This window comes from Spiribacter salilacus (assembly GCF_009649225.1).
Lineage (GTDB): Bacteria > Pseudomonadota > Gammaproteobacteria > Nitrococcales > Nitrococcaceae > Spiribacter > Spiribacter salilacus.
The window spans coordinates 215,441-230,598 of sequence record NZ_WJPP01000002.1 but is presented as its reverse complement, the minus strand read 5'-3'; the positions used below and the strand labels follow the sequence as shown (position 1 = coordinate 230,598).

The window sequence follows — 15,158 nt, the reverse complement described above, 5'->3', positions numbered from 1 at the left end:
GGCGTCGTTGCGCAATCGTTTACCACCGATGCGTGAGACAGCAGCTAAGAGCGTCAGCGCACTTAGAGACGAAGAAGAACGTAAGGCTTAGGCGGAGCGTAAGCCCTTGACCCAAGTGTGCCGCACGCGCGGTGTGCCGTTGAGTAAGGTTACCCGCAGCAAGTCTGCCCGTTTCCCTGTGGTTAAACTGCCGCGATCGGTTAAGCCGGCGGCCTTTGCCGGGTTTTCGCTAATTAACGCAATAGCGCGTGCAAGATTGCCCCAGCTATCCCCTAACTGGAATGCCGCAAGCAGCAAAGCGGCGGGGATGTAATCAGAAGATAGAATATCGAGTAGGCCTTCGTTGGCCAGGTCAATTGCCGCAACATTACCAGAGTGGGAGCCACCCCGAATGACGTTTGGCGCCCCCATGACAACAGCCATACCCGCTTGGCGGCAAGCCTGCGCCGCTTCAGGCGTTGTGGGAAATTCAGCAATGCTCACCCCTTCCACTTTTGATGCCGCAACATCCTCATTCGTTGTGTCATCGTGGCTGGCCAGGATGGCGCCAAGCCGCCGGGCCTCAACCGCCGCCTGATGACGGTGTGTGGGGCCTAAACGTTGGCTTAGTGCGCGCATTCTTTCGACGTAGTCATCAAATTCATGATGACTCATGCCATGCTTGCCGGTCATGTATCGACGATACTGTGAGATATCGCGAAATTGCCGCTGCCCTGGGGTGTGATCCATCAGGCTAACAATACCCACTCGATCATGATCAAAAAACTGCGCCAGCTCTTGGGTTAGCGTTTCTGAGCAGATTTCTGCGCGCAGGTGCAAGTAATGGCTGATGCGTAGTCCACCATGATCGCGCAGGCTGAGTAACTCGCTAGCTAGGCCGCGGGCATACGGTTCGTAGGCATCCCGCGCGCGTGAGATGGAGCCAACGCGCAGTGCATCAAAAACGGTGGTAATCCCAACACTGGCAAGCTCAGCATCATGCGCCAAAATGGCGGGTAAGTGGGGCCAATCTACGCCAGGGCGCGGGGTAATATGGCGTTCTAGATTGTCGGTATGTAGCTCAACCAACCCGGGCATTATCCAATCGCCTTCACAGTCTATGGCGCCTGACGGAATGTTTTTGCCCTGATCGATATCGGCAATCAAGCCATTAGAAATTGATAAAGAGCCGGTGATGATTTCCGTTGGCATAACCAACTTGGCATTGGCAAAAATGACTTCAGGTTGGCTCATAAAAATTGGCTCACGTCTATTTCTCCGGTACACACCTGCTCACGCGCTGCCTCATCGTGGAAAATGCCCAAAATAGCGGCGCCTCGGGCGCGCGCTTGCTCAATTAAAGACAGCACCACGGCGCGGTTTTCGGCGTCTAAGCTGGCGGTTGGCTCATCCAGTAAAAGCACCGGGTAGGTATGGATAAAGCCGCGCGCGATGTTAACGCGTTGTTGCTCGCCACCCGAGAAGGTCATTGGCGATAAAGACCAAAGGCGTTGTGGAATATTAAGTGCTTTGAGCAGAGTGATGGCGCGCTCATGAGCAACCTCGCGCTCAACACCTAGGGCAAGCAGCGGTTCTGCAACAACCTCGGTTGTTGGCACACGGGGCACGACACGAAGGAACTGACTCACGTAGCCGAGCGTTTGTCGGCGTAGCATTAAAATGTCTCGTGGCGACGCTGAGCTGAGGCAGACATCGCCCACCCAGATCTCTCCAGCATCGACCAGGTAATTACCGTAGGCCATGCGCATTAACGTGGATTTGCCGGCACCTGAGGGGCCGACCAGTGCGATGCACTCGCCTGCGGAAACACTGAGATGCGCCTCTGACATTACCGGAATCTTCACCCCCGCTTGGTTGTGCAGGGTGAAGGATTTGCTAACGCCAGAGATTTTAAGCATTGCCGTCATTCAGTACTCCGGTATTCAGGCTTGCAGCACGCTGGCAACCAACAGTTGGGTATAGGCATGATGCGGATCATCAAGCACCTGATCAGTTAGGCCTGCCTCGATAACTTGCCCGTCTTTCATGACAAGAATGCGATCAGCCAGCAGTCGAACGACGGCAAGGTCATGGGTTACAACGATGGCTGATAGTCCCATTTGCCGGACTAGGCCTCTGAGTAGGTCCAAAAGACGGGCCTGTACGCTCACATCGAGGCCGCCAGTGGGTTCGTCCATAAAGACCAAGCGTGGTCCGGTCACGAGGTTGCGGGCAATCTGTAAGCGTTGCTGCATGCCACCGGAGAACTGAGATGGCCGATCGTCAATACGATCAGCAGGAATTTCAACGCGCTCCAGCCAACTCAGCGCCTGTTCGCGGATATTGGCGTAGTGCCGTGCCCCCACGCCCATGAGTCTTTCGCCGACATTGCCGCCGGCACTCACACTCATGCGCAGTCCATCGCGAGGGTTTTGGTGCACAAAGGCCAGTTCTGTGCGCGCGAGGGTGCGTCTTTGCATTTCAGATAGTGTCAGCAGGTCGCAAACGCCCTGCTGAGCGCTGTCAAATAGGATGCTCCCGGCATCGGGCGTAAGCTGGCCCGCCAAGCAATTAAGTAACGTGCTCTTGCCTGAGCCTGATTCGCCAACAATGCCCATGACCTCTCCGGGGTACAGGTCAAAGCCGATATCCGCACAGCCAATGCGTTCGCCATACCGCCGCGTTATGCCCGTTGCACGTAAGATGGGATTCATGCGCCCTCCTGAACCCGACGGGCACAGTAATCTGTATCAGAGCAAAGGAACATGCGGCCCCCGCTATCATCGGTAATTACCTCATCCAAATAGCTGCTGGTGCTGCCGCAAAGCGCGCACTGTCCAGCGGCGCGGCTTGGGTCGAAGGGATAATCCTCGAAGTCGAGGCTTTTTACCGGCGTCCAGGGTGGTAGGGCATAGATGCGTTGTTCACGGCCTGCTCCAAAGAGCTGAATGGCCGGTGAGCCGTTAAGCTTTGGGTTGTCAAATTTCGGAATCGGCGAGGGGTCCATCACATAGCTTTTGCCCACGCGCACAGGATAGGCGTAGGTGGTGGCAATTTCGCCATGTCGGGCAATGTCCTCATAAAGTTTGACATGCATTAGCCCATATTCACCCAGGCTATGCATTTTGCGTGTTTCTGTTTCGCGCGGTTCTAAAAAGCGCAGTGGCTCAGGGATGGGAACTTGGTAGACAATAATCTGACCTTCCTGCAGCGGCGTCTCTGGTATGCGGTGGCGCGTTTGAATAACCGTGGCTCTATCTGCTTCGGTGGTTGTTTCAACACCGGCTGTGACTTCAAAAAATCGCCGAATGGAGACCGCGTTGGTGGTGTCATCCGCGCCTTGGTCAATCACTTTTAATCGGTCTTCTGGCACCAGTGTTGAGGCGGTAACTTGCACACCCCCCGTGCCCCAACCATAGGGCATGGGCATTTCGCGGCTGGCGAAGGGCACTTGATAGCCAGGAATGGCTACCGCCTTAAGCAAAGCCCGACGAATCATTCGCTTGGTTTGCTCGTCGAGGTAGGCAAAGTTATAGGCACTCATTGCTCTGCCTCGGCGCGAAGGCGTCTAACGAGTTCTAGTTCTGATTGAAAATCGACATAGTGTGGCAGTTTGATGTGCTCAAGAAACCCAGTGGCCTGAATGTTATCGGCATGACTTAAAACGAACTCTGCATCTTGTGCGGGTGCGCCGGTATCATCTTCACCAAGCTCTTCCCAGCGCAGCGCCCGGTCAAGCAACGCCATGGCAATCGCTTTGCGCTCGGTATGCCCAAAGGTTAGGCCATAGCCACGCGTGAACTGCGCGGGTTGTTTACGAGAGCCGACAAATTGGTTGACCGTTTCACACTCGGTTACCGTGATTTCACCGATAACAATTGAAAAGCCAAGCTCAGGTATTTCCATGGAGACTTCTACATGCCCCACCCGCAGCTCACCAATAAACGGATGATTACGGCCGTAGCCACGCTGCGTGGAATAGGCAAGGCAGAGCGCAAAGCCCTCATCTGCGCGAGATAAAGACTGCAGCCGCAAGGCGCGGTCAGCCGGAAAGGCCAACGGCTGCCGGGTTAAATCACCAGGCTCCTCATTACCCGATGGTTCGGGCTGGAGCAGGGCATCTTTGCCAAGGATATCGCTGACCCTGGCCAGTGGCTCGTTAAGCGTCTGCCGCTCCGTTTCAGCCAGCTCTGCCTCACCATTGGCGAGCAGCGTGAAGTCTAAAAGCCGATGCGTGTAGTCAAAGGTTGGCCCTAGCAATTGCCCGCCCGGAGCATCCTTGAAGGTGGCGGAGATTCTTCTGATGCAGGTCATTGCGCCGGTATCAATGGGCGCAGATGCCCCAAAGCGGGGCAGTGTGGTGCGATAGGCGCGAATCAGAAAGATTGCCTCAACCAAATCGCCACGGGCCTGTTTGATGGCTAGCGCAGCCAAGTCTGGATCGTAAAGAGAGCCCTCGGCCATAACACGATTGCAAGCCAGCGTGAGCTGGTCACGAATTTGGGCCGTATCTAACACGGCGGTGTTTTGATCACCCCGGCGAACTTCAGCTAACCAAGCGTGCGCTTGATCAATCGCTTTTTCGCCCCCTTTAACGGCAACGTACATTACACACCCCCAATGCGGGTTGAGCGTGGTAGCCCGCTGATTTGACTACCTGCGGTGAGATAAAAATCGAGGCCGAGAGGGAACAGTGCCGCATTGGCGGCTAGTCCACGCTCGTCTGGTAAGTTCAGAAAAGTTTGTGACTTAATGCCGGGGCCGGTTAAGCAACTGCCCGTATTCAGCAATTGATCGCATTCGACAATTAAGGTGGCTGAGCGCTCCGGGTATTCTGCCTCGCCGTGTGCGAATTGTGTTAACGGCAGTAAATCTTGCCAGCGTCCAATAGCAAACAGCGCCTGTGGCGCCGGCAGAAACGGGGCGCCGGTATGAAATGATAACCATTGTTTAACGGCGGGCGAGTTGTATCTACCGCCTAAATGCACGGGAGTTTCATGATCGATTAAGGTTAAAAGCAGCGCGCCGGCTGCTTCAGAGAGGGGCAGGGGTGGCTCTATGCCTGTCATTTCAAAAATTTGACCGGGTTGTGACATTGCATTTAATGCCACCCGGAATGCGCGGGCCGCGTCTAGAGCCGGGTCTTTGAAACCGCCACTGAGATTGAGTGCGTCACTCACTCGTCTTCACCCCTTACGAGCGTAAAAAAGTCGACCTTTGTTGCGGCCGCTTTTTCTTTCTGTTCGGCTACTTGTAAAGCCAGTGCGTTGGCAAGTGGCTGTAGAACCATTCGGTCAACCTGATTGGCATGTTGTGTTTGCATGAGCGCATCCACCAGCGCAGCCTGCTCGGCATGTGCCTTATTACGCCCCTGCACATAAGCGTGCCCCACCACGGTGGGCTGTTCATCAACAAGTTGTAGCGCACAGCGTGTGACGGTCATTTCGCCTAAATTAAAGGGCTTTCCGCTGCCGCCCGCTTGCCCGCGAACCATTACGGCACCAAGTTCCGGCGCGCGTAACCATTTGAATGGAGGTGAAAGGCCTAGCGATTCCCAAGCCTGCGCAACCATTGGCGGATTGCTGCGAGCTAATAATCCCATCCATTCGGCACGTGATTGCATCATTAATAAATCTACAACTAGACAACTGTGATAATCTTATCAGATCAAAGGCGGTAGTGATGTGACGATTCAATGACAACGGTTTGGAAGTCGATTGCCGATACGCTAGTCAGTGAAATAGAGCAGGGCCATTATCCGGCGGGCAGTCGGCTGCCAACTGAGGCCATGCTGGCGGAGCGGTTTGGCGTTAATCGGCATACGGTTCGTCGGGCTATCGGTCACTTAAGAACCGAAGGGCTCGTTTATTCACGCCGTGGTGCGGGTGTTTTTGTTTTGCCGCAACCGGTGGCTTATCCGCTGGGGCGGCGCGTGCGCTTTGAGCGCAATGTGCTGGCGGCCGGTCAAACGCCCTCAAGGCGGTTGTTAATGCTCGAAAGCCGTCGAGCCAATGATGCGGAGCGCAGCGCATTACAATTACCGACATCGGCAATGGTGCATGTGATGGAAGGGCTTTCGTTTGCTGACGAGCAACCCATTGCGCTATTTCGTAGCGCATTTCCGGCCAAGCGCTTTCCTGAGTTGCCTAAACAACTGCGTGAACGTCTGTCAGTTACCCAAGCTATGCAGGCCTCGGGCGTTAGCGACTATTTTCGTGTGTCTACTAAACTGACCGCCCATCTGGCCACACCGGTGCAGGCTAATTTATTGCGGCTGAGTGCTGGCGCGCCTTTGCTTAGGTCGGTCAGCGTCAATGCGGATCAGGCAGGCCAGCCGGTGGAATACGGTCGAACCTGGTTTTCTGGAGAACGGGTCAGTTTGTTTATTGAAGATGAGGGTTAAGATTCATCTTTGGGTACGAACTGCTCGTAGCGCTCTAAGAACGCGTCAATCGAAAGCTTTCGAAAGTCTATGAGTGCGCTGCGCAGTTGATCGTGCGTCCAGTCCCACCAGCTAAGGTCAAGCAACCGTTGTACCGTTGTATCGTCAAATCTTGGGCGTAGGGGCGTAGCAGGAACACCCGTTACAATCCAGTACGGTGGTACATCGTGAGTAACAACGGCGCCCGCAGCCACGATAGCGCCATGCCCAATCGTGATCTCGGGGCGAATAATGGCACCATGCCCAATCCAAGTGTCATGACCAATATCAACGCGGCGTGCATGACGGGCATCAAAAAATTCTTCATCGCGCTCGGCATCATCCCAGTAGTCGTAAGACCGATATAAAAAATGATGGAGCGATGCACGCTCCATAGGGTGATCGGTAGGACCGATGCGGGTAAAGCTGCTGATGTTGGCAAACTTCCCTACGGTGGCATTGGCGATATCCGCATATCGATCACAGTAGCTGTAATCGTCGATGTGGCTGTTATAAACGCGTGAGCCGCGGCCAATTTCAACCCACCCCCCAAACGTGCTTTCGGTAATTTCGCAATCCGGGTGCAGGTAGGGTTTATTCGGTTGTAAGCGTGTGGTCATTGCTTAGCCCTTATTCGCCGCGAATCAGACGCCGACGCAGTACACCCGATAACCAGTCCATCAGCATCACGAGTAACACAACAAGCACGATGTAGTAGCTGACTTCTTCCCAGTCTTTTTGTGTGATGATGGCCTGCGTTAGCAACAATCCAATGCCGCCCCCGGTAATAGCACCAATCACGGTTGCCGAACGGGTGTTTGACTCTAAATAATAGAGGATCTGGCTGATAAACACGGGTGCCACCTGAGGGATTACGCCGAAGCGCGATCGCTGAATAGCATCGGCGCCTGTAGATTTTACGCCCTCAATTTGTCGGTTATCCACATTCTCTAGGGCTTCTGAGAACATTTTGCCGAAACTGCCCGCGTCGGTTAGCAAAATTGCCAACGCCCCGGTTAGCGGCCCCGGGCCAAACGCGCGGCTTAGAACAATCGTCCAAATCAGCGCATCAACACCACGTAGAAAGTCAAAGATCCGCCTTACCAGAAGCCGTAATGGCTGCAGCGGGGTAAAGTTTTTTGCGGCAATAAAGCATAAAGAAAAGGCAATAATGGCCGCGCCCATGGTGCCTAAAAAGGCCATCAGCAGGGTCTCGAATAATGCCCAGAACACATCCCCATGCCGCCACATTCCGTTGTACCAAAAGTCATTTAACATCGCGATTGCATTCGGTTTTTCTGGAACAACGCGCTCGCTAGAGAACGCTAAGCCAAAAAGCTCTGCCGCTGATTTGCCATAAAATGGGCTATCGAGCGTAAACCAAAACAGCTCCCAGCCAAAGGAGTACCGAAAAACTTCGGTAAAAGCCTTGGTAACAATCACACGTCCACTGTCGGTTGTAATGGATACACGTGCAGGTGAGCTGCTAATCCATTCAGGCTGTGGGCCGGGTGGTAGCGAAAGCGTTACGCCTTGCCGGCTGGATTCTGCTTCGATCAGTCCATAGCCCGGCACGTCATAACGCATCTTTTGGTCATTAATCTCAACAATGTGCCCATCGGGCAACGTCACAATCGCGCCTAGCTCACCCACGGGTTCAACCCACTCTGGATACTCTCCGGGCGGCCAAAGCCCTTTACGCTCACCCTCAATGGCAACAACGCGCTCGTCTCTGCGGTAATTGGCGGTAACGTGCGTTTTATAGGTAAAGGAATCGTTAACCAGCGTTTTGGCGTTGTTGGGATCAGCGCGTTCAAATACACCGGGTACATCCAGTGCAAAGGCCACATAGATTAAATACGCCAGTATGAGTGATGGCAGGCCTAAAGACATCCAGCGCTTGCGCTCAATCAGTTGCTCCGCCTGCTGTAGTGCTGCTGCGCTCATACGCTGGCCTCCCCCGTTAGGCGGTTACGAAAATAGCTTGAGAGCTGGTCGAAAAAGACGATGGAGGCAAAAATCAAAATAAAGATGGCCGCAACCTCGTCATAGCGGCCTTGTCCCCAGCTAATGGCATTTTTTAAGTCATAACCAATCCCGCCAGAGCCCACAAAGCCCAAAATAGCGGAGGCCCGAATATTGATTTCAAAACGTAGCAATCCATAGCTTAGGTAATTAGGCGCCACCTGTGGCAAAACGCCCAGCCACATTTGTTGTGACCAGTTACCGCCCACCGATTGCAGCCCCTCAATGGGGTTTAAAGAGGCGTTTTCATTGACTTCGGAAAACAACTTACCCAGTGCCCCGGCGGTATGAAAAGTAATGGCAATCATGGCCGGTACGGGGCCGCCGCCGAGAACAAAGATTAAGACCAGCGCAATCACAATTTCAGGAATGGCGCGCATGATGTCCATCATCCGTCGGAAAACGGGGATTAGCTGAGGCCAACGCGCCAAACCGCGCGTTGAAAGTAATGCAAGTAATACCGCAAGCGCTGCGCCAAGTAGCGTTGATGCAGCCGCAATATTTAATGTTTCAATCAGAGACGGCAGAAATTCAATTAGGTAACCCGGCAGATTGGCAATATCCCGCGCGGCTTCTCTAAACACATCGGCGGGAAAGTCAAAAACGTTGAGTATGCCAGCCCAAAAGCCACCCGCGTTGCGGCTATCAGCCAGCATAAATCCACTAACCATTAGCATGATAAAAATGGCAATTAGGATGCCGCCGTAGGTGCGCCGGCGGCGAACAAGCTCGAGATACTGTTGTTGCTGCACACTCATTTGAGTTCTCTCGGTATAGATAAGCCGGTCATCTCAATGAGACAACCGGCTTATTGACGCCTAGGGCAGACTTACATCTTCGAGCGACGGGCCTCGATGATGGAGGTGTAAGCGTCGTGGTTGATTGGCTGTACGCCCAGTGCTTCGCCAGCAAAGAAGCTATAAGCACAATCAGGATCCATGTAAGGCAGCGATGCCGTTAGGGTTGTAACATCCAGCTTCACGCGCTCAGGCAGGTTGGTGGCTAGAACGATTGGGCCCTCTGGAATCGGGTTTGATTTCCAAATTTCAACCATTTCGTTCATGTCAACAAGCCCAGCATCAGAGGCTTTACGCAGCGCGCCGGAGTTATACCCCTCAGACCACTCGCCAAGACCATCTGCCCAGGTAACACCTGCATCAACACTGCCATTTGCAACGGCAACGATGGTCTGCTCATGGCCACCTACAAAAACCACTTCACCGAAGAAGTCGCCCGATTCCATCGTGACGTCATAGGTAGAAGGAATTTCGATGGAAGGAATCAGGTAGCCAGAGGTGGAGTTAGGGTCACCAAATGCAAATTGACGGCCTTCAAGATCTTCGATTGACTCAATGCCACTATCCGCGCGGGCAAAGCCAACAGAGTAATAACCGTAAGAACCATCGGTATTGGTTTTAACCATCACAGGCTCAACTACGTCTGGATCGCTCAAATACAGCTTGGCATAGCCTGAAGCACCCAGCCATGCCATATCCAAAGAGCCGCCGAGCAGGCCTTGAATAACGCCATCGTAGTCGGCCGGGGTGAAAATGCGCACGGGCACACCCAACAGGGCTTCGGCTTTTTCCTGGTAGCATGCCATGCTGTTTAGCCGATCCTGTGCGTTCTCACCACCGAGCACGCCAATACGAAACTCTTCAATTTCCTGTGCGGCAACTGGCCCGGCTACGAGCGCGGTGAGTGCCGTCGTCATCAGTAACTTTTTCATCGTCATCTACTCCTAGTTGACAGTCGTGACCGGCTGCGCCGGTGTCTTGGGTTGCACTTGAGATACAGATTCATGCTCTGCATGCTCTCGAATCTCTGTTGAGGTTGAGTGCTCTGAGAAAGACTCGTCTGCGCCGTAGATTTCACGGGCGACAGCCGTTGTTAACTGATCGGGAGGACCATCAAAAACTACCTCTCCATGGCTCATGCCAATGACCCGATCGCAGTAGCGACGAGCGGTATCGAGGGTATGGAGGTTGCAAATAACGGTCCGCCCATCTTCGTCGTGAATACGCCGAAGGGCATCCATCACGAGCTGAGCGTTCATGGGGTCAAGGCTGGCGATAGGCTCATCAGCCAACACCATCTCAGGGTCTTGCATCAGTGCTCTGGCAATGGCGACGCGCTGCTGCTGCCCGCCACTCAGTGCCTCAACCCGTTTGGTGGCCTGCTCCTCTATGCCAAGCCGCTCTAGCAAGCTGATGGCGCGCTGAATATCGGCTCGGGGGAAAAGATTAAAAGCCGTGCTCAGCGTAGAACGCTGGTTAAGCGTGCCATGTAGCACGTTGGAGACCACATCCATGCGCGGCACGAGGTTAAACTGCTGGAAAATCATGGCGCAGTTGGCCTGCCAGCGGCGCATTTCCGCACCGCGCAGCGAGAGGACATTCTGCCCTTTAAATAAAATACGGCCTGAGCTGGCATCAACCAGTCGGTTAATCATCCGCAAAAACGTTGACTTACCCGCCCCAGAGCGGCCGATAATGCCAATCATGGCACTGTTATCGACATCAAACGTAATCGACTTAACCGCGCTAACTTGGCCAAAGTTCTTACAAACGCTTTTTACGCTGAGTAACATGAAACCCCCTAACCTTATTACCCGAAGGTTAGGGGGAGTTAACGTCAAAATTGTTAAACTAAAGGGTCAGTTTTATGACGAGAACGGTATGGCACAGGTAGTGGTTCGTAAGCTTGATGAAAGCCTAAAATCAGCACTCAAGCTGCGTGCAACAGCCCATGGCTGGAGCATGGAGGAGGAAGTTCGGCAGATTCTTCGGGTTGAACTGAGTGAGCGACCGCTGGCTCGCGGAAACCTAGGCACACGGATTGCTGAGCGTTTTGCGAATGAACCTTTAGACGAGCCGCTTCCGGAAATGCGGGGCGAGACGCTAATTTAAGGTTTTTAATCTAGGGTGACACGGAGCACCGCATTAGCAGCGGCCTCACCGGCAGCTAGCGCCCCTTCAATGAGGCCCGGGCTTTGTTCGGCCGTTTCAGCGCCGCAAAACCATAGTCGACCATTAAGATGGGCGCTGCGCAGCAGCGATGGGCCTACTGCAGGATGCGCGGGCGTATCTGCTCTATCTATTTGCGAGCAAATCCATGGCTCTGTGGCCCAATCCCGAATGTTCAGTTCGATGGGTTGTGCAGCTTGCGGGCCAAGGCAGCGTTCTAGTTGCGCTAAGATGGCATCAGAAAGCTTTGCCGGATCACGCTGAGCCGCGGGCGTGGCAATAAAGCCGAATAAACTGGCATGGCCTTGGGCGCTAGTGTGGTCATGTGCCTCAAATAGCGGCCCTTGCCGACTTGCAATACGACCTGATAAGCCTTGGTCCCGCCAAAACGGCTTGTCGTAGCGAATCACGGCGCGCGCTTGGGCGGCCATCCAGGTTGGCATAGTTTGCAGGGTTGATAAGGTGGAGCTGGATAGCGTTGAGGGCAGCTTGATGCGCTCAGCAGCAATTCGCGGTGGCGTTGCAACAAGTACGCACTGGGTGTGAATCACTCGGTTGTTGCTATGCAATCGTAGTGAGCCATCGTGGTCTTGGCTAATTTCATGCACGGGCGTTTGAACGGCGATTGTCTCTGCAGGCAGGGCGTCAGTTAATGTTTTAATTAACTGCTGTGGCCCGCCAACCAGTCTTGCCATGCCATATTGGCCGGGTAGGGGTTGCCGTCGCAGCGTGGGCGCAAAGCCTTCTAACACCGCATCACCCTGGTCATATTGGGCAAATGTGGCAAGCTCAAGCGCTTGTATCCAGCGAGCGATAATCGGTTGAAACGGTGGCCAAATCCAAGTTGGCCCTAAGTCTGCAATAGCCTGCCCGTCTTTGGAGTAGAGGCTATCAACTCGCCCCCCAATTCTTGGACTTGCTTCAAGCACTTGTGGCGTTAAACCGGCCTGATGCAGCGTGTAAGCCGCGGTAAGGCCAGCAATGCCCGCTCCGATAATGGTAACTGGGGAATTAGTCATAATTAAGTGGTGGGTCGTGCAGGATTCGAACCTGCGACCAGCGGATTAAAAGTCCGATGCTCTACCAACTGAGCTAACGACCCCCAACCCGTAATCATACGATTACAACGCGCTCGCGGCAATCAGAATTGTTGCAATCTTTGTGCGGCTAGGCTGGCGGCGGTGCTTTGCGGGTGTTCAGACACCAATTGCTCTAAAACCCGCTCGGCTTCGGCTTGTTGGCCTTGCTCGATATGTGAAAAGCCAATCTTCAGCAGCGCATCTGGGTGCTTGTTGCTATCAGGATGATCATCTAACACGGCTTGAAAGTGCACAATGGCCGCAGCAAAATCTCGCTCTGCATAAAAAGACTCGCCTAACCAATAGCGCGCGTTGGCAGTTAGGTCATCTTCTGGGTAGTCCGCAAGAAACTGCTCAAACTGCTGGCGTGCCTGTGCAAAATTACCGCTACGCAACGAGTTAAAGGCCGCCTCATATTCTGCAGCCGGATTGCCCGTTGGTTCTTCTGCTGGCACTGCACCGGGTTCGCTTAACGTGGGCGCCTCGGCATTTTCGGTGCCGGGGCTGCTAGGGCTGCCGGATTCTAGGGCCTGCAGGCGAGTATCTAAATCGAGATAAAGCGCACGTTGTTGATCTTTTATTTCGCTAAGTTCGCGCTGAATGAGTTCAATTTCTCCACGCAGGCCGCTAACCTCATCGGTTAGTCGGCTTGAGTCGTTCATTAAATTCATCAGTGCGCTGCCACCCAGCCGCTCTTCTAATCGTTCAATACGCTCATCAAGCTCTCGAGCGCTTTGGCCAACGGCATCGCCCGCTGCCAGTGCAAGGGCACTGGCCAGCAGAACGATACGCCATTGAGGAAGTACTCGGCCGTGCATCATTTATCGCTCGTAAATTAGCTCAGCACGGCGATTTTGCGCCCAAGCAGCTTCGCTGCTACCTAAGACAGCGGGGTTTTCTTCACCAAAGCTAACGGTGGACAGCTGCGAGTCGCTAGCACCGTTGAGCAGCAGGGCTTGACGCACGGCGTCAGCTCGGCGTTCGCCCAAGGCAAGGTTGTACTCACGTGATCCACGCTCGTCAGTATGACCCTCAATCAACATGCGCCGCTGTGGGTTGTCGGCAAGGTATTCGCCATGGGCGCGAATAAGGCGCATGCCCTCGTCACTAAGCGTGCTGGCGTCAAAATCGAAGTAGATGACGCGCTCAGATAAAGGGCTGGATGGGTCTTCAAGCGCTTCGCCCGTAAATCCGCCACTGCCACCGGCGCCGGATGCCGAGGCACCAGATCCATCAGCGGCTGCCCGGTCAATTTCTGCCATTTCGGCATCATCAATATCGTCACGACCTGATGCACAGCCCGCTAACACAACGGCCAAGGCCGCAATTACTAACCAATGAAAAGGACGTTTCATGGATGCCTACTCCTGTAATAATTGAACGTAGTTTACAACGGACCCCAGTCGGGTTCACGAACCGTTTCACGAAAATCGGTTAATTGCCCCTGTACGCGCCCAAACACCGATACGGTAGCAATCTCAGAGCGATCGCCAATGGCGCGAGTGTACGCGATCATACTGCCACTGGTAGAAAAACTGGGCGATTCGTCAAGCGGCCCTTCCGTTAAGATGCGCATAACGCCGCTATCCAGATCTTGGATGGCGATTTGAAAACCCCGATCGGTACGATGGGCATAGGCAAGAAAGCGCCCATCTTTTGAGACGCTGGGGCTGGCGTTATAGCGCCCTTCAAACGTCATCCTAACGGCATCTCCGCCGGAGGCTGCCATGCGATAAATTTGCGGGCTGCCGCCACGGTTAGACGTGAAATAAATATGCCGGCCATCCGCTGACCAAGTTGGTTCCGTATCAATTCCAAAATGGCTGGTCAGCTGACGTGGTTCGCCGCTGCCATCAGCATCGATCACATAGATGTTGGGGTTGCCATCACGCGATAGGGTAACCGCAAGCTGCCGGCCATTAGGCGACCAGGCGGGCGCACTATTGATGCCGGGAAAACGTGTTACCGCGCGTCGCTCTCCCGTTGCCACGTTTTGTACATAAATCTGTGAGCTACGCCCCGACTCAAAAGACACGTAGGCAAGACGATCACCGTTGGGTGACCAGCTCGGTGAGAGCAATGGCTGGTTAGATGTCAAAATTGTTTGTGGGCGGTGGCCATCGGCATCAGCAATAATGAGTTTATGCTCCTGCCCACCCGCGTCTCCCGTAACCTGCACGTAGGCAAGCGAGGTGTTGAAGCCGCCGGGCGTACCGATGAGCGCCTCGAAAATTTGATCGCTAATGGTATGGGCGAGTTTGCGTAAATCAGCACCGGTAACCCGATAGCGCTGCCCGGTAATACGGCTGCCGGCATACACATCGAGCAGCTCATAGCGAACCGTGTAGCCGCTATTGGAGTCACGCTGAATTTCGCCAACAACAAGGCTGTCAACGCCAAGTGCGCGCCAGTTACGAAAGCGGACATCCTCAAATCGGGCTGGGTTGCCGATGTGGTTGTTGGGATCAAGCGGGGCAAATATGCCGCTGCGGTAAAGATTTGCCCGAATAATGCGCGCGATATCGGCTTCGGGCGCTTGCTCGTTACCTCTAAAGGGTACCGCAGCGATGGGTAAGGCCGCTTCGGCGCCGCCGGTAATTTCAATGCGTACCTGAGCAGCGGCGGGCATCGTTAACAGCATACTGAGGGCCAGCGTCAGGATGAATGATTTTGCTCTCAACGTTTTAT

Annotated in this window: 18 protein-coding genes and 1 tRNA gene; 2 read left to right on the top strand and 17 right to left on the bottom strand. The window is 54.1% G+C overall.

All coding sequences use genetic code 11. The features are described from left to right. Positions 1-87 precede the first annotated feature (87 nt). From GH984_RS04340 to phnG, 7 genes are read right to left on the bottom strand one after another with little or no spacing between them, the layout of a single operon-like run. Entirely contained in the window at positions 88-1,233 is a 1,146-nt protein-coding gene (locus tag GH984_RS04340) for an alpha-D-ribose 1-methylphosphonate 5-triphosphate diphosphatase (RefSeq protein ID WP_153718975.1), read from the bottom strand. Beyond that, positions 1,230-1,907 (bottom strand): phosphonate C-P lyase system protein PhnL, encoded by a 678-nt coding sequence (phnL, locus tag GH984_RS04335; RefSeq protein WP_216643620.1) that lies wholly within the window; start codon positions 1,905-1,907, stop codon positions 1,230-1,232. Before phnL ends, GH984_RS04340 begins: the two co-directional genes overlap by 4 nt. Before the next feature lie 15 nt (positions 1,908-1,922). After that, a complete protein-coding gene (gene phnK, locus GH984_RS04330) occupies positions 1,923-2,693 on the bottom strand; it encodes a phosphonate C-P lyase system protein PhnK (protein WP_153718974.1) in 771 nt (256 codons plus the stop codon). Then, positions 2,690-3,523 carry an alpha-D-ribose 1-methylphosphonate 5-phosphate C-P-lyase PhnJ gene (locus GH984_RS04325; protein WP_153718973.1) on the bottom strand — a complete coding sequence of 278 codons (834 nt, stop codon included), beginning with the start codon at positions 3,521-3,523 and terminating at the stop codon, positions 2,690-2,692. Before GH984_RS04325 ends, phnK begins: the two co-directional genes overlap by 4 nt. Continuing rightward, positions 3,520-4,587, bottom strand: a complete 1,068-nt coding sequence (locus GH984_RS04320) for a carbon-phosphorus lyase complex subunit (RefSeq protein WP_153718972.1) — start codon at positions 4,585-4,587, stop codon at positions 3,520-3,522. Before GH984_RS04320 ends, GH984_RS04325 begins: the two co-directional genes overlap by 4 nt. Then, positions 4,587-5,159 (bottom strand): phosphonate C-P lyase system protein PhnH, encoded by a 573-nt coding sequence (phnH, locus tag GH984_RS04315; protein ID WP_216643619.1) that lies wholly within the window; start codon positions 5,157-5,159, stop codon positions 4,587-4,589. The genes GH984_RS04320 and phnH overlap by 1 nt, the downstream gene beginning before the upstream one ends. Then, positions 5,156-5,605, bottom strand: coding sequence for a phosphonate C-P lyase system protein PhnG (phnG, locus tag GH984_RS04310; protein ID WP_153718971.1), 450 nt, complete (start codon positions 5,603-5,605; stop codon positions 5,156-5,158). The genes phnH and phnG overlap by 4 nt, the downstream gene beginning before the upstream one ends. A 69-nt stretch (positions 5,606-5,674) precedes the next feature. Between phnG and phnF the strand changes: the two genes are divergently transcribed. Further along, positions 5,675-6,382, top strand: coding sequence for a phosphonate metabolism transcriptional regulator PhnF (phnF, locus tag GH984_RS04305; RefSeq protein WP_153718970.1), 708 nt, complete (start codon positions 5,675-5,677; stop codon positions 6,380-6,382). Here the strand turns inward: phnF and GH984_RS04300 are convergent. The 5 genes from GH984_RS04300 to phnC all read right to left on the bottom strand — a co-directional run bounded on the left by GH984_RS04300 (position 6,379) and on the right by phnC (position 11,015). Then, complete coding sequence (locus tag GH984_RS04300) at positions 6,379-7,020, bottom strand: LbetaH domain-containing protein (protein ID WP_153718969.1); 642 nt, start codon at positions 7,018-7,020, stop codon at positions 6,379-6,381. The genes phnF and GH984_RS04300 overlap by 4 nt on opposite strands. Before the next feature lie 10 nt (positions 7,021-7,030). Continuing rightward, the gene (gene phnE / locus GH984_RS04295) at positions 7,031-8,347 is read right to left on the bottom strand and encodes a phosphonate ABC transporter, permease protein PhnE (protein WP_153718968.1); all 1,317 of its coding nucleotides are present in this window, start codon (positions 8,345-8,347) and stop codon (positions 7,031-7,033) included. Beyond that, complete coding sequence (gene phnE / locus GH984_RS04290) at positions 8,344-9,183, bottom strand: phosphonate ABC transporter, permease protein PhnE (RefSeq protein ID WP_153718967.1); 840 nt, start codon at positions 9,181-9,183, stop codon at positions 8,344-8,346. Before phnE (GH984_RS04290) ends, phnE (GH984_RS04295) begins: the two co-directional genes overlap by 4 nt. 71 nt (positions 9,184-9,254) lie before the next feature. Continuing rightward, a complete protein-coding gene (gene phnD / locus GH984_RS04285; protein ID WP_153718966.1) occupies positions 9,255-10,154 on the bottom strand; it encodes a phosphonate ABC transporter substrate-binding protein in 900 nt (299 codons plus the stop codon). A gap of 12 nt (positions 10,155-10,166) precedes the next feature. Next, entirely contained in the window at positions 10,167-11,015 is an 849-nt protein-coding gene (phnC, locus tag GH984_RS04280) for a phosphonate ABC transporter ATP-binding protein (protein ID WP_153718965.1), read from the bottom strand. 88 nt (positions 11,016-11,103) lie between these two features. Between phnC and GH984_RS04275 the strand changes: the two genes are divergently transcribed. Further along, positions 11,104-11,334 carry a FitA-like ribbon-helix-helix domain-containing protein gene (locus GH984_RS04275; RefSeq protein WP_153719217.1) on the top strand — a complete coding sequence of 77 codons (231 nt, stop codon included), beginning with the start codon at positions 11,104-11,106 and terminating at the stop codon, positions 11,332-11,334. Between the two features lie 5 nt (positions 11,335-11,339). Here GH984_RS04275 and GH984_RS04270 read toward each other — a convergent pair whose 3' ends face one another. The 5 genes from GH984_RS04270 to tolB form a co-directional block, all read right to left on the bottom strand. Beyond that, positions 11,340-12,410, bottom strand: coding sequence for a flavin monoamine oxidase family protein (locus GH984_RS04270; protein ID WP_153718964.1), 1,071 nt, complete (start codon positions 12,408-12,410; stop codon positions 11,340-11,342). Positions 12,411-12,417: 7 nt separating this feature from the next. Next, a tRNA-Lys gene (locus GH984_RS04265) sits at positions 12,418-12,493 on the bottom strand. Positions 12,494-12,532: 39 nt separating this feature from the next. Further along, complete coding sequence (ybgF, locus tag GH984_RS04260; RefSeq protein ID WP_153718963.1) at positions 12,533-13,291, bottom strand: tol-pal system protein YbgF; 759 nt, start codon at positions 13,289-13,291, stop codon at positions 12,533-12,535. Then, on the bottom strand, positions 13,292-13,825 hold the full coding sequence (gene pal / locus GH984_RS04255) for a peptidoglycan-associated lipoprotein Pal (protein WP_153718962.1): 534 nt from the start codon (positions 13,823-13,825) through the stop codon (positions 13,292-13,294). A gap of 32 nt (positions 13,826-13,857) precedes the next feature. Further along, positions 13,858-15,150 carry a Tol-Pal system beta propeller repeat protein TolB gene (tolB, locus tag GH984_RS04250; RefSeq protein WP_253939117.1) on the bottom strand — a complete coding sequence of 431 codons (1,293 nt, stop codon included), beginning with the start codon at positions 15,148-15,150 and terminating at the stop codon, positions 13,858-13,860. Between the last annotated feature and the right edge of the window lie 8 nt (positions 15,151-15,158).